The following is a 21,042-nucleotide window of genomic DNA, read 5'->3' as shown; positions in this document are numbered from 1 at the left end:
CAATCCGAAAAAGAAGACAGTTGTATTTTCAACAGAAATTATTAAGTTTATAACCTGAAATACTCCTTAAACATTTATTATAAAATGTCCAATTTAGTTTGAAGACGTACATATTCAATACAACAGATTCAATAAATTTTGTTTGATTATCATCAAGATATTCATAGACATTACTAATTAGTTTTCTCAAGTAAAGTTGAAAATGATCATCATTTCCTGCAAATACATTTTTTGTGCTTAGTATTTCTATTAATTCAATTGCTCTATCTTTATGTACTTTAGGATTATTATTTAGTCCTTTTACTAGTAATTTAAGAATAGATACATTATCAGTATCCTTATAATCATCATAAAACTTAGTAATATACTTAGTGTTACTACCTTCTATAAATTCATATAAATAATGCTTAAGATCTTTTTCTCCATGTGATATGGAAGACCTTGTAGAATCTGATAACCTTGAACTTTTATATAGAGGAGAAGGTATATTTTCATAGTTGAAATAGGGAACTTTGGTTTTTTCTGAAATTTGATAATAGAGATTAAAGAGAAATTCAAAAGTTTCTTTTGGAGAAATTTTATTAAAGTCTTTAATTGTACTATTTAAAGAATGTTCAAATGTATAATCAAGTTTATAGTCTTTATATAAATATAGAATAGGTTGAGCTATTTTTTCATAACCATACTCTTTATTTGCTGGGAAGATTTTTTTTAGAGTTTCATAAAACCAAAGATTGTCCATTTTTTCTTTAGATTCTTTTTTGAAAGGTATATATTTTTCAAAGTACAATAATAGATTGGGATTAGTCCAATTATCAATACATGTGATTAAGCTAGCAATAAAATTGGTCTTATTTTCAAAATCTAATTTATCTAAATACTCAAGAATTAAAAGAGGACACTCATTCATATTATTTCTGAATAACTGCCAATTGTAATTGAATCTTTTTTCTTTTATAAGATTAAAGCTCTCTTCATCTTGATCTATATTCTGAATAAAAAAATATTCTTTAGGAATATCTGTTGAAATAAAAAATTGAACCCATGCTTCTGAAAATATGGAGCTAACAAATACATCTTCATAATCTTCATTCTTCAAAATGGTATTAGCTACTATTTCCTTTTCTACTATACTAGGATTTTTTATTAGACCTAATTCACCTATAATTAAAGATTTTACATGAAATCTATAGTTGTTAGAGTTTATGATATTTTTGATAGTGATATGATAGCTAGTTATATCATATTCTCTTAAATATTCCAAAACCATTTTTATAACAGACCTCACATATAAACTTTGCTCATTTTCTAAAATGTAATTCTCTAGATTTTCTTTATTTTCTACAAACTGTTTAGCAAAGCAATATTCATAAAAGGTTTGATGGAAGAACTGTATTTCTTTATTATACTCAACTAGTAAGTTATGAGAACTTAGATATTGTACTTCTAAGTAATAATCATCTTCATATATATTTCCTACAGAAATTCTCTGTTCATTATACATTCTTTGTGATAATGTATAAATAAGGTTTTTAAGATTTAAATCTCTTTTAGGAGAGATGTATGTCTTCCAAAGTTGGTCATATAATTCCTTTAATGTTGAAATAGTATCAATATCTTTTTTAGTGCCTTTTTCAAATATTCTACAGTAGATATCCAAATGGTTAGGAGTTCTTAATAATTCTAAAACCTTAGTAGAAGCACAGTTTATTTTAAACTCTGAAAGAGTTTTCTTAACATCCTCAATGGATAGTAGATTTACTGTAATTGTTTTATAAATATCAGAATTATAAATGCTTAACTCTGCATCATATTTTAAATCATAAGACCTAGATGATAGAATTATCCTTATGTTCTTGTTGTCTTGTAATGAAGAAATTAACCTGATATAAGTTTCTATAAACTCTCTACTAGATGATAAACTAAGAGACATAGCATCTATTTGGTCTATTAGTACAACTATTTTATCTTCCTTTTCTTGTAGGCTTTTAATTACTTTGTCAAAAGTTATCTGGTTATCAAATAGCTTACTTTCTAGTTCAGAAATAGATTTACAATAGAATTTATCTGCCTTAATACCTAATACTGTATAGTTTTCCTTATCTAATTTTTCATATAGATCTTTTAAAATTGCAGACTTTCCAACTCCTTTTTCTCCTTTTAAAACCAAAACATTTTTTTTATTGACAGGTAAATCAGTTTTTATCCAATTATATACTACTTCTGTTTCAGCTCTTTGTATGTGAGTGTTTGTCTTATTTTCAATATAATTTCTAACCTGTTTTAATAGTGCATAGGAAGAGTTTTTTAATATGGTTTTTATATCTAAATCAGGAACAGAATTTCTTTTAACAATTTCTTGGTGTATTTCATTTATCTTTATACTGTCTTCAAACTCAAAAGCATTATTATATAAGTTATACTGTTTTAGTAAATCTACTAGTTCATTTCCATCTTTTAGTTTTATAAACTGATCAGATAGATTGTATTTAACTTCTACTTTACTTTTCCAAGAACTCCACCACTTATTTTGTTGTAAATCAAGGGTATTTACAATGCATAAAGTCCAACTCTTTGCTTCATATTCTTCAGATTCAATTACAGTTTTGAAAGAATTTCTTATTTGTGACTTTTGTGATTCATCTATTCCATCAACAAAAAACTTGCATTGTATTACATCTATTGGTTCTATACCTATTTCTCCAATAAACACATCAATTCCTCCATCTCCTTGACTCACTTTTACTGTCCTAACTGTTTTATTAGGATATATTCTTTTGAAAAGACTCTCACAAATATTTTCAAACTTTATTCTAGCACTTTCAACATCAAATTTTTTAACTAATATGAGCCAGTCTTTATTCATAAGTCTATTACAAATTAAACATTTCTTTTATTCTATCTACTTTAGAAGGCACATTAGCACCTTGTAGAACCAATGATATCTCCTTTCTTGCAAACTCACTCTCTACATTTCTAGAGGCAGAAAGCCAATTAAAAGAGCCTTCTATAAGTAATTTGTCATCTACACAAATAGTCTTATTGTGGATTCCTTTGTATGTAATCAATTTTGCTCCAGATTCTTCTAATAATTTTCTGCCCTTTAGTGAATGTGGTTTTAGCTTTCCATCTTTCATGTCCAGATTTTCATCTGTGAGTATAGTTACTTTAATATCTTTATTAATAGCCTCTTTAATAAGTTCTGAAACACCATCATCATTAATAGCATTTATAGAAATAAAAGGAGAACTAATAATAATCTCAGATGTTGCAATTTTAAAGCATTTCTTTAAGGCATTTCTATGTTCATCTAATGTAGTTAAATGATGTACTCTATCTTTATCATCAGTGAATAAAGTGTTTTTTGAAAAAATAAAAGTATCATCTAAATCATTATCTGAATAGGTATATAAAAGCTCTGCTAAATTGGATGAAGGAGTATTTTGACCTTGTTTAAAAATAACCATATTACCAAATACTAAAAAAGAATGTTTAGCTCTAGTAACTGCAACATTTAGCATATTACTTTTTCCGCCATAATTCATAAACAAAGACTTTTTAGGATCTGAATTGGTTGGAGAAAACAAGATAATTGGTCTTTCTGCTCCTTGCAAAGCATGCACAGTACCTACAGTCATAGATTCTGAGAGTTCCTGAGAAAAGTTGATTTTGACTAGACTTTTTAAGTAGTCTTTTTGTGCTGAATAGGGTGTAACTATAGCTACAATATCCTGTAAAGGTTTATCATATGCTTTTTCTAAGGTTTCTTTTTGATCTTTTAGCCACTGAATAATGGTATTAGCTTCTGCAATATTTCTACTGCTTGAATGGTATTTTTCACAAAATCCATTAATATGTAAATAGCCTACACTAGGAAGATTATGAGCTTTTGTATGATTTTTTCCTCCTTTGAGAATTAAACTATTTTGATATACATACTTATTAGAATAGTGTATAATTGGGTCTAAACATCTTCTGTGTTCTCTAAGTAATACACCATCTTTAACCTCTCCATTATTAGATTGATATGTGAAATGGGATTTATATAATGATAATTTCATTACACTACCACTAGAAGCTAAATAGCCATAATCTTTGAGAAATTTAAAATATTCTTCTTTATCTATTATATCATATTTTTCAGCATTTTTATAATCTACAGATTCTGAAACACCCCAAATAGGCTCAATTTGGTGAATATCTCCCACAGTAAGTAGCTTTTTTGTAAACACAAAGGAAGGAACTGCTACTTCAGGAGAAACTTGCCCTGCCTCATCTACAATCATAAAATCAAAAAGGTTGCTGTAAAATACATTTCCTTCTGAATGGGAATAGTATGAACAATACTTTGGTAAAGTGTGAAAAGTAGAGATAAAAAGAGGGGTTATTTTGGCTAATCTCTCAAGCCTTATTCTATATTGTTTTGCACTTCTTTCATACTTGCTAGTTTCTTTATCAAACTGTTCTTTTATAAACTCTGCTTCTCTGTAATGGACACAAAGCCAAAATAATTTATGTCTTAAAGAAATATCTAATTTTACAGCTATATCTTCAATTACATTTAGGTTTTGATACTCTTCTTTAGTTTTTTCTATTAAATTATTCCATTTGTATTGATATTCAATATTCCATAATTGTAGTTTATGAGCATATTTTTGATGTCTTATTCTACACTCTTCTATTATTTTTTCTAATTGCGAAAGTTTATCTTTTAGTTGTTTAAGCTGTTTTTGTGTATTTAAAATCAACTCATCTGTAGTAGATTGAATTTCAAAATAATGATGAAATTTTGTTGATGTAGCATATAAATCCAAATGCTCTTGAAGCACTAATTTAAAAGCATTTTCTTTAATCTTTTTGAAACTAGAAAAAGGAAAATATTTTATATAAAATGGGAAGCTCTTATACTTTTCTTCTAGAAGCACTTTATACCTTTCTAGGGAACTAATAAGTTGTTTTGCTCTTCCAATATTCTGCTTTGTGTTTTCAATTGATTGTATTACATCATTTTCATTTTCAAAATGATATGATTTTAGAAAACTTGGAATGGTATATTTCAAAAGTGCTACATCTACATAATTGTCTATATCTTTTTTACAATTATCTATAAGGTACTTTAAATAGGATTTTACTTTATCAATAGTGGTTTCTTGCGAGAAATCATAGTTGAGTTTTTGTTCTTTTACATATTCCAAGAATTTACTAATAATGTAGTTCTCATATTTTACAATATCTAAATTTTTATCAAGCTGATAAACAAAACCATCACTAAAAAATGGACTCGTAGTACATTGATAGTTTTTTAATTCTTCTGCACTTTTTGACGTTCCTGTAAGGTACAATCCAAATGAAGATACATCAGGTAACCATCTTTCCTGTAGTATGTCATTAGTTTTGTTATCTAACTTCATACTATCCAAAATATTAGTAATAGCTTGATTATTGGTGGAACAACCCACAATTAATGGAGGCACTGCATCATTCAGTACCGCATTAACTAGACTATTCGCAATAAAACTTTGTAGTATTGTTGTTTTACCAGTACCTGGAGGACCATTAATTGCAAAAATATCAGAGTGATTTTTGTATTGTGATTTAGCAAATGCTTCTCTTTGTGATTTAGACAATGGAAATTCTTCCCCCATATGCCCATAATGATTAGGAATAAGAATATCTTCAATTTCTTTACTGCCATTTATTTTTTGAGGAACATCAGTATCTAGTAACTTTTCTAGCACATTGTAACTTGCGTTAGAATCCTTATTCTTAAAGATAAGGTCATTATAAAGGGAAAGAATATGTTTTGTGGTATTAATATCTTCATACTTACATATCCTTAATTTTACAATGTGCTGCTGATAGTCAGTGTATTTTTTATCTGTTACTTTTGTAAAATATATCTCACAATCTTTCCAATACTGCTTCCATGTATTCTTGTTAAATTCAAAATTTGATAATTCAGAATCTAGTTTACTCATTTCAGCTATAGTGGGACTATCTTTAGGATTGGGACTTAAATATTCTCTTAGAAATGTTGGTGTCTCATCCTGTTTTGGAGGGAATAGTTTGCCATCTTGTCTTAAATATGCTGGAATCCAATAGGGATAATGAATTTCATTATTACCCTCAAATTCTGTATGCTCTTTTGAATTTTGAATAAAAATGGGGGCTATTTCTATTTTATTAAATTTAACAGAATTTACTTCATTACCTCCTTTGCCTAGATTGATAACTTCAAAACCTTCTTCTTCCTCATCATATAAAGTTTCTAATTGGTCTAGATCAGTTACATATTCTTCAAATTTAAAGGAATACATATTTTTTTCATCCCATATTAATTTAGTTTCTTCTTGAGATAGTTCTTCAATACTGAAATTATCTCTAACAATAGGGTCTCCTAAATATGAATACTTATTACCTCTAGATGCATCTATCAAAGATGCTCTATAATATTTTAACCAATTTTTCAACTCTCTTTTAGTCATATAACTATATTACTCTTATCATTATTTAAATCTTTCTACTAAATATATTTTAGTAGTATTTGCAGTGTCTTATTTGACTATTTTTCAATAGTTCTTTGAATTTAACTATGTCTGTCAAATGTAAAAAAATATATTCTAAAAAAAATCAATAAAAAAAACACACACTTGTAAATGTCCCCACAAAACACCCCCTCCCTTATTTAAGAAATCTAAATACCCCCACCCTTAAAATGTTAATAGAACTTTTATTCTCAGGGGGATAAAATAAGGGAACAAACTAGGTCTAATCATACTTCAATGCTATATCTATAGTAGCTACATAGAATGCATAGGGTATTATAGATGTTTAGCTACTTCTCTAAAAGATTAGTATCTAGCTTTAATTATTAGTTTACAAAACATCAAAACTAATATTCTATTCCTAGAATATCTACCTATCTAATATTTTTTATCTCTCACCTCTCCAAACCCCTCTCACTTATTCTTGCACATCACTCAATGTGTAGAGTAAGTTGTGGTAATGCTTTTTTGTATTTCTCTAGGTGATAGCAGTAGAAATAAATTATTCTTACTTACAACTTATAAAATCAAAAAGTTTAACTCAAAAATCAAAAACAATGGTAAGAATTATCAATTACAAACAAAGAGTAGCAGAAGATGGAAGAGAATTTTTTGCACTAGAAATTTCAGGTGGTATAGAAATGGTACAATCCCAAACTACAGGGCAGTATTATGCCACTGCAAAAAAAGCCTACATCACTTCAACCTTTGATGAAGAAACTTGTAAAGCTTTAATAGGGACTGAAATGGCAGGTTCTGTAGAAAGACAATCTTGTGAGCCTTATGAGTATACTAATAGAGAAACAGGAGAGGTAACAATACTAGAGCATAGATATGTATATGTTCCAGAAAAGTCTCCTAATCCTGCTATAGAAAAGAACTTTGAAACAAATTCAAATTCTTTTTCTAGAAATGGTAAATATGAACTAGAACAAGCATTTTAGATTTTACAATAGTAATGAGTTTTAACTTTACATACTTCTAAGTAAGTACCTATAAGTTAGAACTCATTATTTATTTTCTATTAAACCACCAATCTATTCCCTATTATGGTAGTAATTTTAGAGATTTTAGTAAAAAAATAAAATCTTAATGTGTGTGTATGTGTAGTATGTACTTAAAAAAAGGGGATTTTGAGCTAAAAATAATATTCCTAGATATAATATTATAGCCAAATTGTAGCAGTAACAGTAGTATATCAGATATTAGTTTTCTATATCTACCAAATCACTTATTTTAATTTCTAGGGCTTCTGCAATTCTATATAATGTGTAGATGGTTGGATTGGTTCTTCCTGATTCTATTCTAGAAATATTGGTAGGGTCTATTTCTCCTTGCATTTTACCTACTAGTTCCACTTGAGATAACCCTTTAGATTCTCTCATCTCCTTAACTTTTTTTCCTATTTTTTTAAGAATTTCAGTTTTTTCCAACTTGACTTATTTGACAAGTCAAAACTACTCCTTACATTTGCTTAACTAAATGCCATATATGACAATATTTAATTTCTACTCTACATGAAATGAGGGAAATTAGAACTAAATCAACTAATAAAATTTAATAACTATGTTTAAAAATCCTTTTTCTTTTAGTGGTAGAATTAGAAGAACTGAGTATGGAATTAGTTTTATAATCTACATCATATTGCTTTCAATTATTTCTTCCTATCAAGAATTTCTAATTCAAGATATAGCTGATAGTGAAGAAAATACTTATTTATTAACTCTTACCTTTCTATTATATATACCATTACTCTGGTTTATTATAGCACAAAATACCAAAAGATGTCATGACAGAGGGAATAGTGGTTTTTATCAATTTATTCCATTTTATACCCTATGGCTAATATTTGGTGAAGGGGAACCAAATGCTAATGAATATGGGGAGAATCCAAAAGATAAAATACAATTAACACCTAATAAACCTTTAAATGGAAAAAAAATGAATGGAAATTACTCAAAGTTTATTCAAAAGATAAAACAGATGAAATTTATCAATAAGATTAATTCTCTTAATTTATCATCAGATGAAATCATAGTACTTTCAGCAGTCACTGGAACATTTGTAGCAACACTATTGGGTTGTATTTTGGGAGAGACCATATATTATTATGGGGATGGTGATAGGGCATCTGCTAATAGTTATTCCTATAGTGAATTTCATTTTAACTATGTCTGTGCAATTGCTAGTTTCATTATTGTGGGAGGATTGGTATATCTCTACTTAAATAGAGAAAATAAAAAAAATAATAATTAAACAAGTTCTATCCCTTTTAGAATAGAGATTTTAAAAAGGTTATCCATTAAAATTCTTCTCAAACAAATAATACAGCTAAAAAGATAACATTATGGCAAAAAAAGTATATGTAAATTTTAATGACCCTAGGATGGGTGATCTAATGGAAGAGTATTTAATACGAAATCCTCATCTTCTTGATAAAAAAACTAAAAGAAATGCATATGAGAGCTTACAGAAGAAGTCCAAAACACAACCTTTAACACAAGAAGAGCTACAGTTTATAAAAATTTTTGAAGAGGAAATTGAAGCTGATAGAATAGAAGCAGAAAATAAAAAAGCAGAAGCACAGCATAAACAAAAAATTGAACTTCAAAATCCCAAAAATGAAGTACTACCAAAACCAAATGTGCAACAGAACACAAGTGTTTTTTCTATACAGAGCAAAAGTTATGAAAAAATTGGAGAAGCTGTGAAAAATAGTTTGATAATATCAACTATATTATTGTTACTATTTATGTTATGGAAATTATTAAAATATAAAAAGCAAAATAAAAATAAGTAGTAACCCTGTTACTCTTATACTATAAAACCCATTTATTTAACTCTTAATATTTTTACTACAGAGACTCTTGAAAGTAAAACTAAAAATAATAAATCAAACAATAGACTACTATGAAAAACATCATTAAAACATTAGTTATTCCAACACTTATATTTACCAGCTGTACTGTTAAAAAAGATTTATATATCATAGATGGTAGTAAATCAGATGGTACATTGACTTTGGCTACAGAGTATGATGCTGCTTTTAGAGTAAAGATTGATATGCAAAAGGCAAAACAAAATGCATCAGAAAAATGTAAAGCTTGGGGATATAAAGAAGCTGATTTTTTTGACACGGGAGTTACTCAAGCTATAGGGGCAGGTAGAAGAAGAATTATTTATAAAGTTCAGTGCTTAGATTAAATAAAATTATATTGAACTTAAGGTAATGTATGTTGCACAAATGAATGTACTAAAAATATTCCTTGTTATAATACTTCTTTTATGTCTATTTGATATGCCCTATGGGTATTATCAATTAGTAAGATTTATTGCCCTAATATGTTTTTCTATGTTAGCTTATCAATATAGAAACAACCATACCTTGCTTGTTATTTTTATTAGTTTGGCTTTACTATTTCAACCATTTATAAAAATTGCATTAGGAAGAACTCTATGGAACATCATAGATGTTGTGGTGGCTATTTTTTTATTGATACTCTTAAAAGTGGAGCATAAAGATGAAAAATAAATTCTACAAAGGCAATATAGAAAATAATATAACCACTCAAATTAGAGTGGTTTTTTTATATCAAAATCTATGGAAAATTTTAATTTACCTTTTGTATTAAGACAAGACTATGAAACTTGGGAATTTGAACTAGAAGTTTTAGATATAGAAAGAGTACCTAACTATGATAGCTATCTGTATATAGGAGAAGCAAAGGAGTTTCTCAATCAAAAGCCTAATAGAACTGAATTAATATTCTACTGGGATAGACTAGAGGCTGTCATCTTGACTTTCTTTCATATTGGAATAGATGCTATTGAGGAGATTAAAAATACTCTAAAGTGCAAGTATTCCCTTGCTACCTATAAGGTACATCTCAATTATGATTTATATGAATATTATGCAGGAGAAATACAACTATTTCTAGTTTTAAAGAAACCTAATAGCTTACTTGTAATCTATAGCAACTCATCTTCTTTAGAAGAAATAAAATCTAATGTTCTAGAAGAAATTTCAGACTAAAAGGCATACTTTTAGGCATACCCTAATTCAGAAAAAAATGAAAGACATTAAATATCAAAATGTAAAAATATAAAGTTCGAGCCCAGCAGGAGGAGCAAAAAGACTTACAGAAATGTAGGTCTTTTTTGTTTTATAGCTCTATAGCGGTAAGTTACCTTATCACTTAACATCTTTCATACTCTTAATCTATTGTTTTAACTCGGTTTTTTGAGAGGGGTGAGGGTATTCTTGCAGGAGTGAAAAGCATATTTTGTCGAAGTATTCGTTGATTCTAATGCTCATCGGATAGAATAAACTGCTTGCAAAGCCGCTTAATAATGCCCAATAAAGTTGGATTAAGTCGCTTTTTTTAGCGAAAAAAGAAAGACGGCCATTTAAGCCGCCTCTCTTTCTTGATGATCTAAAATTAGGAGGAGGTTTTATAACTTCTTTTTTACCATTTCATTTCGCCGGTATTTACTTTGGCTCCGAGGATTAATGCGGATTCAAAGGCCAGGTTTGGGTATTGGTTTTTGATGGCTTGAATCAATTCGTTGGAGGTTTTATGTGTTTTTAAGGCTTCTTCGTGGAAGAGAATGTAGTTTTTGATGTGTTCTACCGCCCGGAGGATGAATTCTGACTGAGGGTCGGCGTGCGCGGAAATGACAATTTCGGGATTTAGCTTTGAAATTTCTTCCAATGCGTTTAGCCATTTTTTTCTGGCTTCGTTGGTTTGGGCATCGGCCATCCAAGGGTTGAACGTTGTTCCGAATACATCATTGATGTGGCGTACGACGGTTTTAGGCGTCATAGGCCGTGACACTTGGGAAATAGTTTTTTCAAAAATTTCTCGGCTAATTTTTATGGTGATTTGTGAAAATAGTTTTAAGTTTAAGCCCGTAAGAAGTTTTTTTGCAACTTCAAAAATATTTTGATCCGCTTAAGTTCTTTTTTATTTTGCTCTATTGAAATGTTTGATAAAAATTGGATTATATTGTTTACGGCTATTGTGTTTGAAATAATAGCAACCTCTTTCTTAAAGGTTTCAAATGGGTTTAGGAATTTGTTTTCATCAGTAATAAGTATTGTATGTTACATTATTTCATTCTATTGTTTAGCGTTAGCACTTCGTTCCATACCATTAGGAATTTCGTATGCCATATGGTCGGGGGTGGGTATAGTCATACTTTCTTTGATAGGATACATTATATTTGATCAAAAGTTAAACTTACCTACAGTATTGGGAATTTTATTAATTTTAGTCGGTACCATAATATGCAATATTTACGGAAAGAAATAAAACAGGGGATGATAATCCATTTTTCAGTAGTAAAAAGCCATAGACTTAACCACATTGAAGCTAAACTGTTTTTAAGATGCACGACAGGATGATTATTTGCGGTTTTCTTTTTTGTTACCGTAAAAAACCATAAAGGGTTTTTCTTTTTTTGCACTGGTTTCGGCATCGGCCAATGTGAATTGCGTGTCGATTAATACGGCGTCTTTTTTTCCTGAAATCAGTACGGAAGCTACACCGAAGTTGCTTTCGGAAGTGTTGTAAAATTTTGGGTTTTGTGGTTTGATTGTTTGGAAATTTTGGGCAGGGGAGGGGGAAAAATACTTAGGATACTATAAAATTCGTTAACTTTACTAAAGTTAAAATTAATTTTCGATGCGCCGTAAGATTCAAAACAGTCAACCGGATTTTTTCTTGGATTTCCAGAAAGGGGAGCCTTACTTTTTTGTTAAGGACGGAATGGAGATGAAGTCGGCTTATGACTCATCGGATGCGAATGGGGCGGTGGTTTCGGCGGGTATTGCGGGGCAGGCGCCTTACCTTCGAGGGCCTTATTCTACGATGTATGTTCAGAAGCCTTGGACGATTCGTCAGTACGCGGGATTTTCTACGGCGGAGGAGTCCAATGCGTTTTATAAGCGGAATTTGGAAGCAGGGCAAAAGGGGCTTTCGGTGGCGTTTGATTTGGCCACGCACAGGGGGTACGATTCCGATCATGAGCGGGTTGTGGGCGATGTGGGGAAGGCTGGGGTGGCAATTGATTCGGTGGAGGACATGAAGATTCTTTTTGACGGTATTCCATTGGATGAGATTTCGGTGTCTATGACGATGAATGGGGCGGTGCTTCCTATTTTGGCTTTTTATATTGTGGCGGCGGAAGAGCAAGGGGTTTCTCAGGAGAAGCTTTCGGGGACGATACAGAACGATATCCTTAAAGAGTTTATGGTGCGCAATACGTACATTTATCCTCCGGAACCTTCGATGCGGATTATTGCGGATATTTTTTCATATACATCCCGTTTCATTCCTAAATTCAACTCCATTTCGATTTCGGGGTATCATATGCAGGAGGCTGGGGCAACGCCGGTTTTGGAGATGGCTTATACGTTGGCGGATGGGTTGGAGTATGTTAGGACGGGGATTAAGGCGGGGATGAAAGTGGACGATTTTGCTCCGAGATTGTCTTTTTTTTGGGCTATTGGGATGAATCATTTTATGGAGATAGCCAAGATGAGGGCGGCGCGTTATGTTTGGGCGAAGCTTTTGTCTCGTTTTAATCCGAGCAATCCTAAGGCTTTGGCTTTGCGTACGCATTCGCAGACGTCGGGGTGGTCTTTAACGGAGCAGGAGCCTTTTAATAATATTACTCGTACGGCGATCGAGGCGCTTTCTTCGGCTTTGGGGGGGACGCAGTCGCTGCATACTAACGCTTTGGACGAGGCGATCGCATTACCGACGGATTACTCGGCCAAAATTGCCCGCAATACGCAGATTATTCTTCAGCAAGAATCGGGGATTTGTGGGGTGGTGGATCCTATGGGGGGGAGCTATTTGGTGGAGGCTTTAACGGGGCAGATGATTGAGGAAGCCCTAAGGTATATCGACGAGGTGGAGAAAGAGGGCGGGATGACCAAGGCGATTGAGGCGGGGATTCCGAAGATGAGGATCGAGGAAGCGGCAGCGGTGAAACAGGCTAAGATTGATAGTGGTGAAGAATTCATTATCGGGGTTAATGCTTTTCGTTCTTCGTTACAGCAGGAGGATTTGGCTATTTTGAGTATTGATAATACGCAGGTTCGGAAGAAGCAGATTGAACGGTTGGCGAGGGTGAAGGCGGCTCGGGATGCGGCAGGGGTGGAAGAGATTCTTTCGAGGTTGAGGCATTGTGCGCGTTCTGGAGAGGGTAATTTGTTGGAGTTTTGTGTTGAAGCAGCGCGCAGGCGGGTAACATTGGGGGAAATGAGCGAAGTTTTGGAAGAGGTTTTCGGTCGTTATCGGGCTAACATCAAAACCATATCGGGGGTCTATGCTATGAATTCGGGAAAAAATAAAGATTTTGAGAAAGCGCAAAAGATGGCGCATCAGTTTGAAGAAGAAGAAGGGCGTCGTCCTCGGATGATGGTGGCTAAGATGGGGCAGGATGGGCACGACCGTGGGGCGAAGGTGGTGGCTACGGCGTTTGCGGATATGGGCTTTGATGTGGATGTGGCGCCTTTGTTTCAGACGCCCCAAGAGGTGGCGCGTCAGGCGGTGGAGAATGATGTTCATGTTTTAGGGGTGTCGTCTCTGGCGGCGGGGCATAAGACCTTGGTTCCTCAGGTGGTGGAAGAGTTGACCAAACTGGGGGCGGAGGATATTTTGATTGTGGTGGGCGGGGTTATTCCTCGGCAGGATTATGCTTTTCTTTATGCCAATGGGGCTGATTTTATTTTCGGACCGGGGACGAATCTTCCGGCATCGGCTTGTGAAGTTTTGGAACGTTTGCTTAAAGACCTTGAGGGGCGTTTCTAAAAAAAAGGCCTCCATTCCGGAGGCTTATTTTATTTATGACAAAGAGCGGCGTTTAGGGCTTTTATAGCCTCTTCGTAGTGTTCGCGTTTGATAACGAACTGGAGGTTAACCTGCATGAGCGACTGGGCGTAGCACTCGATGTTGATGTCTTTCTCGTAGAGGGCTTTGGTGGCTCGGTAGAGAAATCCCGTGGAGGCGATGTTGGTTCCCATGGCGCTGACCATGGCAACGGGCATGGCGTTGATTTGGTAAAAATGATTTTGGAGTTCGGCCAGCAGTTTTTTGGCTTTGGCATTGTCCCATACGACCATGGTGATGGAATTGGCGTTGGTGGCTTTCAGGACGTAACTTACCCCGAAATTTTGAAAATGCGTCATGATGCGTTGGTCGTAGCCGACTTCGCCGACCATCATGGGGTCGTGCACCTCGATGGCGAGGAGTTCTTTGGATCCGGAAACGATTTCGATGCGGCTTTCGGGGGAGATGTAATCTTTAGAAATTAGTGTTCCGGGGTGTTCGGGTTCGAAGGTATTTTTTATTCGGATGTTAATGCCTGCCATTTCCAGGGGTTTGGCGGCTTTGGGATGAATGGCTTCCATGCCGATGTCTGCCAGTTGGTCGGCAACGATGTAGTTGGTTTGGCCGACGGGGATGCTGTTTTCTACGCCTACGATTTTGGGATCGGCGCTGGAGAGGTGAAATTCTTTATGGATGATGGCTTCGGTGGCTTGAACTTCCACGGCGATTTTACTGAAGGTCACTTCCGAATAGCCTCGGTCGAAAGCGCGCATGATGCCTTCGGTTCCTTTGGTGTAGCCGGTGGCGATGCATACGACGTTGCTGAAGTCGATGTTTTCCAGTTCTTTGTGGATGCGTTCGTCTATGGTGAGGGGGTCGTTGTCGTTGAAACCGCAGAGGTCGATAAAGCGGGCATTGATGCCGTTGTTGTTGAGGATGTTGGTGGAATTCCAACCCGAGTGGGCTTCGCCGATGGAGGCGAGTATTTCGCGGGCGGCCAGATGAATGTCTTTGGCATTGACGTAGCCTGAGGCCATGACGTTACTTAGGCTGTGGAGCATGGTTTTGGCTTGGTTGATTCGGAATTTCAGAAACTCTGCGGCTTCGTTTAGGTTGAGGCCTATGGCTTCGAATCCTTCGTTGATGAGCAATAATTTTTGGTACAGCTCGTCCAAAGCGGATTTGTAATCTTCGCCTTTCAGAAATTTATTGTAAATGCCGGGTTCTCCGGTTTTTTTATGTTCCAATAGCCAGTTGGTGACGTGGTTGTAGGCTGATACGACAAAAATTCGGTTGTACTTTTCGTCGGCTTGACGTGAGCCGATGATGATGTTTTTTAGAACGTCTTGAAACTGGGACATGGAGGTTCCTCCTATTTTTTCTACCGTGAGCATAGTAAAGGGTTTAAGCAGACAAAATTAAGAAAGTTCTGTCAATTGGAACTCACGGATTGGAGTAGGGACGAGGCTTTTTTAAAAAATGCTTAACTTTCGGGCTTTAAAACTGTTTTTTGTTATGAATAAACTTTTTGGCCTGTTGTTTTTTTGTTTTTATTTTGCTCTTCAGGCGCAGAAGCAGCCTTATTATCAACAATTTGCTAAATATCAGATGGAGATCGATGTGGATGCTTCCAATTTTACGTATAAGGGTAAGCAGACCATTACATACACCAACCATTCGCCGGACGAGCTTGGGGTGGTTTATTTTCATTTGTACTGGAATGCCTTTAAGCCGGGGTCGATGATGGATCAGCGGGTTCAGAGTCAGGGGGTTAATGGCGACAGTCGTTTGCAGCAAGGCGGGGTTTCGCGTTTGTCGGCGATTCCGCCGGATCAGGAAGGGGCGCAAAATATTCATTGGATACGGCAGGACGGTAAAAAATTGAAATTTGAGGTTCAGGAGACCATTATGAAAGTTGAACTTGCGGAGCCACTGAAGCCTAAGGGAATTACGACATTCACGATGGAGTGGGATGCCGTGATTCCGATGCAGATTCGGCGCAGTGGGCGAAACAACCGTGAGGGCATTGATATGACGATGACGCAATGGTATCCCAAACTGGCGGAATACGATTACGAGGGTTGGCATACGTTTGATTATATTGGGCGGGAGTTTCATGCTCCTTTTTCGGATTATGAGGTTAGCATCAAGATCGACGGCGATTATGTGATCGGGGCCGGCGGAGTATTGCAAAATCCTTCGGAAGTGAAAGGGTATACTTCCGGTGCACAGGTGAAGACGGATTCGGAAGGCAAAGCTACGTGGCATTGGACGGCAAAAAATTTACTGGACTTTGCTTGGGCGGCGGATCGGGATTATACGGTAGAGGAATTTACGGTGCTTGATGGTCCCAAGATTTATTACGTTTATCAAAAAAATGAGCAAACCGCTTTTTGGGAAGAAAGCAAGCCTTACGTGGCTCGTTTTTTTCAGATTATGAACGCTACTTTCGGACGTTATGAATACCCTTCCTACGCCTTTATCCAAGGGGGTGACGGCGGTATGGAGTACGGCATGTGTACGATGATTCTCGGTCAGGGAAGAAGTTTTAAAGGTTTGGTGGGGCTAATGGTTCATGAAGGGGCGCATTCTTGGTTTCAGCAGATGTTGGCCAGTAATGAGAGTATGAGGCCTTGGATTGACGAAGGGTTTACGAGTTATGCGGAGTCGCTTGTGATGCATCAGTTGTTTCCTCCGGAGCAGCCGGAGCCTAATCCGTTTGTTTCCAGCATTGCTTCATATGTCAACTTTACAAAAACGGGAAAAGAAACTCCGGCGGTTTGGTTGGCGGACCATCACGATGACGGGCGCGCGTATTCGGTGGCCAGTTACACCAAAGGGGAGTTGTTTTTGGTGCAGTTGGGGTATATTGTTGGGGAGCGCAATATGCAATTGATTATGAAAGAGTTTTTTAATCAGTGGAAAATGAAGCATCCTTCGGATCGGGATTTTCTTCACATTGCCCAAAAGGTTTCGGGGATGGATTTGAAATGGTTTTTTCATTATTGGATTAATACAACCAAGACCATTGACTATGCGATAAAAAATGTGGAATTTGGCGACGGGGCCACTACGGTGACTTTGGTTAATAACGGGACGGTGCCGATGCCGATTGATTTTAGTGTTTTAACCAAGGACGGTCGCATTGTTAATTTTCAAATTCCGCTGAACATGACCAGAGTGTGGAAATCCGATGATATTTATGGGACTTTTACCACGTTACCTTATTGGCCGTGGACGCAGAAGAAGTACGTGTTTAAGATTCCGTTTACCAAGGACGAAATTTCGGCTTTGGGCATTGATTTTTCCCAGCGATTGGCGGATGTGAATCCTTCGGATAATTATATGGAATTTAATGCTTCGGTAAAACCATAGGCGAATGAAGGCTATAGTCATTAATATCGGAAATACCAATGTTCGTTTTGGGTTGTTTAATGGGGAGGAATGCGAGGTTTCTTGGATTACGAATACGAAACCTTATAAGACCAGTGACGAACTTATTTTACAATTCAGCATGCTTTACCAGACGCAGGGGATAGATGCGTCGGAGATTGACCGTATTATTGTGGGGTCGGTGGTTCCTCAGATTACGATGGATGTGGTTCGTGCGGTGAAGAAACTTCACGGGAAGACGCCTGTATTGGTCGATCGGAATACGCCTTCGCGTGTTCAGGCTAAGTCCAAACAGATGGGGACGGATATTTACGCCAATTTGGTGGCGGCGGCTCATTGGTATCCCGAGGGGAAAAAAATCATTTTGGATTTTGGGACGGCACTTACGGCCAGTTGTCTGGCGGAGAATGGCGAAACGATGGGGGTGATTATTGCGCCGGGGATTATCACGTCGCTTAATTCGCTGGTGGGGCAGACGGCTCAGCTTCCCGAAATCGAATTGATTAAGCCGAAATCGGTTTTGGGTTTGGATACGGTGAGTTGCATGCAGAGTGGTATGGTTTATGGCTTTTTGGGCATGGTGGAAGGGTTTATTGATCGGATTAACGAGGAGATTCAGGACGAATGTTTTGTGATTGCCACGGGAGGGGTTTCTCATGTGTATAAACCACTGACGGATAAAATTCATGTGGCGGATCGTTTGCATACGCTTAAAGGGCTTTATTGTTTGGGAAAATCGCTTTAATGAAACTGGGGATTGTCGGATGCGGTTGGCTGGGGGAACGGCTGGCTTGTTTCTTTTCTAAAGACGGCGATGTAGTGGCTACGGTGCGAGGGGAAGATCGGGTGGCGTTTTTGCATTCTTTTTGTTCGTCGGTTTTTAGAATTGATTTTGAAAAAGAACAAGTTGATGAACCTCTGAAGGCGGCTTTTTCGGATTGCGATGCGGTGGTGTACAGCTTGCCGGTTTCCAATCGGGAATTTAGCTTGGAACGGCATCGTAGAGCCTCGGCTTTGGTGGCTTCGGATCGGGTGCGTGTGATTTTGTTTAGTTCGGTTGGGATTTATCCTGATCGGGCTGGGGTTTTTACGGAGGAGTCTCAGGACGAATTGGCCTCTCCTATTTTAATGGCGGAAACTTATTATCGTTCGGTGTTTCCTGATGTGGCGGTATTGCGTTTGGGAGGGCTTATGGGGGATGAGCGTCGGTTTTCCGAAATTTACCGTGATCGACTTATTCCGAACTCGCTTCATCGGGTGAATCATGTCCATTATTTGGACGTTATAGGGGTAGTTAATCATCTGATTAACTGTGGTTTAAGTGGTGGAGTTTGGAATGTGGTAGCACCTTTGCATCCTTCCAAAAAGGAGGTCTTTGAAGTTCAGACCAAGAGGTTTTCTCGGCCTGTTGAGCCGTTGGAATCTAAGGTGGTTTCTTCCGAAAAACTACGGGAATTCGGGTATGAATTCCAAAAACCAAATCCGTCTTTGTTTTAGCGTTTTTCTTTAAAAAAAGCTTTGATGAGTGCCGAACACTCTTCTTCTAATACGCCTTGTACGATTTGGGTTTTGGGGTGGAGGGAGAGGTTTTTATTGAGGAATCCTCTTTGCGGGTCTCTTGCACCAATCACCACTTTTGAGATTTGGGACCAATTCAGAGCACCGGCACACATCACGCAAGGTTCCAGGGTGACATAGAGGGTGCAGTTTTGAAGGTATTTTCCTCCCAAAAAATTGGCGGCGGCAGTAATGGCCTGCATTTCGGCATGGGCGGTAACGTCGTTGAGTGCTTCGGTGAGGTTGTGGGCTCGGGCAATGATTCGGTGGTTGGAGACGATTAGGCATCCTACCGGGACTTCGTCTTTTCCTTTGGCGGCATGGGCTTCTTGCAATGCCATTTTCATGAAATAATCGTCGGTAAACATATTTTGGATTTAGATGAAAAAATGAGTGAGAGTGTAGATGACCAGCCCGACCAGTCCGCCGACGAGTGTTCCGTTGATGCGGATGAATTGGAGGTCTTTGCCGACTTCGAGTTCCAGTTTGTCGGAGAGTTCCCTGCCTTCCCAATTGCCTACGGTGGAACGGATGAGGTTGGCAAAACGGTGGGTGTTTTTTAGCAGGTGTTTGTAGGTGTTCACCCGAACCCAGTGGTCGATTTTATATTGCAGTTTTTCGTCGTTTTGTAATTTTTGAGCCAGTTCGCTTAGGTTTTGTTTCAGATGTTTTTTAAGGGGGGAATCCGACAGAGTCAAAGCGTTTATAAGGTTAGATTTAAGGGAAATCCAGAGGTCGTTTGCGTAACGGTTAAAGACTTCTTCGTTCAAGAAATTTTCTTTTAGGGTTTGCAGTTCTTTTTCCCAGCGTGGCAGGGTTTTTAATTCTTCGGAAAATTCGCGAAGTTTTTGGGTGATCTCTTCCCTTACGGGATGGAAGGACTGGTGTTGTATTTCGTCGAAATAGTCTGCAAGGCCTTGGGTGATTTTATCGGCTAGAGCATGATCGATGAGTTTGGGAATCAGGATGAAACTTTCTTTTTCGACGCGTTTTCGTACGGTTTCTTTATTTTGAGCGAGATGGATTTTTAATTGTTGGGCGAGGTGGGTGATGAGCCTTTGATGGTCGTTGTTCTCCAAAAGGTAATTCAGTCCGCTGGCCAAAATAAGGTTGGGTTTTAGCTCTTCGGTAAATGTTTGGGCTTGTTGGGTGATAAAACGGACGGCCGTGGCGTGGTCTGTTTTGTTCAGAATGTCGGTGGCCAAAGCCGAGGCTTCTGCGATTAGGAGGTTTTGGTTTTTCTCTTTGGCGAGCCATTCGCCGAGGAGGGAAGCGGCTTTTAGTTTTAGGATGTAAGGGCGTAGGTTTTGCGGAGTGAGAAAATTTTCGAGGACGAAGTTACCGAGGTTGTCCCCGATTTTTTCTTTCTTTTTTTGGATGAGGTTGGTGTGTGGGATTTTTAGTCCCATCGGATGGTGGAATAGGGCTGTTACGGCAAACCAGTCGGCTAAGGCCCCTACCATGGCAGCTTCCGAAAACGCTTTTACATAGCCAATCCAATGGGCGGAATGATTTTTTTGCATGAGGGTTGTCACGACGAAAATAGCAGCCATAAGGACGAAAAGTCCCGTGGCGACCCATTTGTATTTTCGGAGCTGGCGTTGTTTGGGAGAAAGATTCATTGAAACAAAAGTATTAAATTTGGCTCAAAAACATCACTTTCGGTCAAAAAAGGCGAGGGTAAAGAGATTTGATGAGTCTTTGTTTCA

The 21,042-nt window shown here is 36.6% G+C and carries 18 protein-coding genes; 11 read left to right on the top strand and 7 right to left on the bottom strand.

The genetic code is table 11. The features are described from left to right. Positions 1-28 precede the first annotated feature (28 nt). Both VQ048_RS10255 and VQ048_RS10250 read right to left on the bottom strand, forming a co-directional pair. Positions 29-2,866 carry an AAA family ATPase gene (locus tag VQ048_RS10255; RefSeq protein WP_327611596.1) on the bottom strand — a complete coding sequence of 946 codons (2,838 nt, stop codon included), beginning with the start codon at positions 2,864-2,866 and terminating at the stop codon, positions 29-31. Positions 2,867-2,873: 7 nt separating this feature from the next. After that, a complete protein-coding gene (locus VQ048_RS10250) occupies positions 2,874-6,485 on the bottom strand; it encodes an AAA domain-containing protein (protein ID WP_327611595.1) in 3,612 nt (1,203 codons plus the stop codon). 617 nt (positions 6,486-7,102) lie between these two features. On the opposite strand from VQ048_RS10250, the gene VQ048_RS10245 reads away from it, so the two are divergent. Then, positions 7,103-7,489 (top strand): hypothetical protein, encoded by a 387-nt coding sequence (locus VQ048_RS10245; RefSeq protein ID WP_154137488.1) that lies wholly within the window; start codon positions 7,103-7,105, stop codon positions 7,487-7,489. A 261-nt stretch (positions 7,490-7,750) separates the two neighbouring features. Here VQ048_RS10245 and VQ048_RS10240 read toward each other — a convergent pair whose 3' ends face one another. Continuing rightward, a complete protein-coding gene (locus VQ048_RS10240) occupies positions 7,751-7,978 on the bottom strand; it encodes a helix-turn-helix domain-containing protein (protein ID WP_014938363.1) in 228 nt (75 codons plus the stop codon). Between the two features lie 133 nt (positions 7,979-8,111). Here VQ048_RS10240 and VQ048_RS10235 point away from each other — a divergent pair, with 133 nt between their 5' ends. From VQ048_RS10235 to VQ048_RS10215, 5 genes are all read left to right on the top strand, one after another. Continuing rightward, entirely contained in the window at positions 8,112-8,801 is a 690-nt protein-coding gene (locus VQ048_RS10235) for a DUF805 domain-containing protein (RefSeq protein WP_327611594.1), read from the top strand. A gap of 91 nt (positions 8,802-8,892) precedes the next feature. Next, entirely contained in the window at positions 8,893-9,345 is a 453-nt protein-coding gene (locus VQ048_RS10230; protein ID WP_327611593.1) for a hypothetical protein, read from the top strand. Between the two features lie 110 nt (positions 9,346-9,455). Next, entirely contained in the window at positions 9,456-9,749 is a 294-nt protein-coding gene (yecR, locus tag VQ048_RS10225; RefSeq protein WP_052910422.1) for a YecR family lipoprotein, read from the top strand. 40 nt (positions 9,750-9,789) lie between these two features. Next, entirely contained in the window at positions 9,790-10,077 is a 288-nt protein-coding gene (locus tag VQ048_RS10220; protein WP_229578586.1) for a DUF6804 family protein, read from the top strand. Positions 10,078-10,146: 69 nt separating this feature from the next. Next, positions 10,147-10,578 (top strand): hypothetical protein, encoded by a 432-nt coding sequence (locus VQ048_RS10215; RefSeq protein WP_327611592.1) that lies wholly within the window; start codon positions 10,147-10,149, stop codon positions 10,576-10,578. Between the two features lie 433 nt (positions 10,579-11,011). On the opposite strand, the gene VQ048_RS10210 is transcribed toward VQ048_RS10215, so the two are convergent. Further along, complete coding sequence (locus VQ048_RS10210) at positions 11,012-11,380, bottom strand: hypothetical protein (RefSeq protein WP_327611591.1); 369 nt, start codon at positions 11,378-11,380, stop codon at positions 11,012-11,014. Between the two features lie 147 nt (positions 11,381-11,527). On the opposite strand from VQ048_RS10210, the gene VQ048_RS10205 reads away from it, so the two are divergent. Together VQ048_RS10205 and scpA are read left to right on the top strand one after the other, a co-directional pair. After that, positions 11,528-11,857, top strand: coding sequence for a DMT family transporter (locus VQ048_RS10205; protein ID WP_327611590.1), 330 nt, complete (start codon positions 11,528-11,530; stop codon positions 11,855-11,857). A gap of 372 nt (positions 11,858-12,229) precedes the next feature. Next, positions 12,230-14,365, top strand: coding sequence for a methylmalonyl-CoA mutase (gene scpA / locus VQ048_RS10200; protein ID WP_327611589.1), 2,136 nt, complete (start codon positions 12,230-12,232; stop codon positions 14,363-14,365). 29 nt (positions 14,366-14,394) lie between these two features. On the opposite strand, the gene VQ048_RS10195 is transcribed toward scpA, so the two are convergent. Then, positions 14,395-15,777 (bottom strand): aspartate kinase, encoded by a 1,383-nt coding sequence (locus VQ048_RS10195; protein ID WP_327611588.1) that lies wholly within the window; start codon positions 15,775-15,777, stop codon positions 14,395-14,397. 121 nt (positions 15,778-15,898) lie between these two features. On the opposite strand from VQ048_RS10195, the gene VQ048_RS10190 reads away from it, so the two are divergent. The 3 genes from VQ048_RS10190 to VQ048_RS10180 are packed head-to-tail and all read left to right on the top strand — an operon-like array spanning position 15,899 to position 19,273. Then, positions 15,899-17,758, top strand: a complete 1,860-nt coding sequence (locus VQ048_RS10190) for a M1 family metallopeptidase (RefSeq protein WP_327611587.1) — start codon at positions 15,899-15,901, stop codon at positions 17,756-17,758. Between the two features lie 4 nt (positions 17,759-17,762). Continuing rightward, positions 17,763-18,521: a type III pantothenate kinase gene (locus VQ048_RS10185; RefSeq protein WP_327611586.1), complete on the top strand. Its 759-nt coding sequence runs from the start codon at positions 17,763-17,765 to the stop codon at positions 18,519-18,521. Continuing rightward, positions 18,521-19,273 carry a Rossmann-fold NAD(P)-binding domain-containing protein gene (locus tag VQ048_RS10180; RefSeq protein WP_327611585.1) on the top strand — a complete coding sequence of 251 codons (753 nt, stop codon included), beginning with the start codon at positions 18,521-18,523 and terminating at the stop codon, positions 19,271-19,273. The genes VQ048_RS10185 and VQ048_RS10180 overlap by 1 nt, the downstream gene beginning before the upstream one ends. On the opposite strand, the gene VQ048_RS10175 is transcribed toward VQ048_RS10180, so the two are convergent. Further along, complete coding sequence (locus VQ048_RS10175; RefSeq protein ID WP_327611584.1) at positions 19,270-19,701, bottom strand: nucleoside deaminase; 432 nt, start codon at positions 19,699-19,701, stop codon at positions 19,270-19,272. The two genes, VQ048_RS10180 and VQ048_RS10175, sit on opposite strands and share 4 nt — an antisense overlap. 9 nt (positions 19,702-19,710) lie before the next feature. Next, positions 19,711-20,955 (bottom strand): DUF445 domain-containing protein, encoded by a 1,245-nt coding sequence (locus VQ048_RS10170; RefSeq protein ID WP_327611583.1) that lies wholly within the window; start codon positions 20,953-20,955, stop codon positions 19,711-19,713. Between the last annotated feature and the right edge of the window lie 87 nt (positions 20,956-21,042).

Source organism: Bergeyella anatis, assembly GCF_036016955.1.
Taxonomy (GTDB): Bacteria; Bacteroidota; Bacteroidia; order Flavobacteriales; family Weeksellaceae; genus JAYWXI01.
The sequence above is the reverse complement of the archived record's forward strand: the minus strand, read 5'-3'. Positions and strand labels throughout refer to the sequence as shown.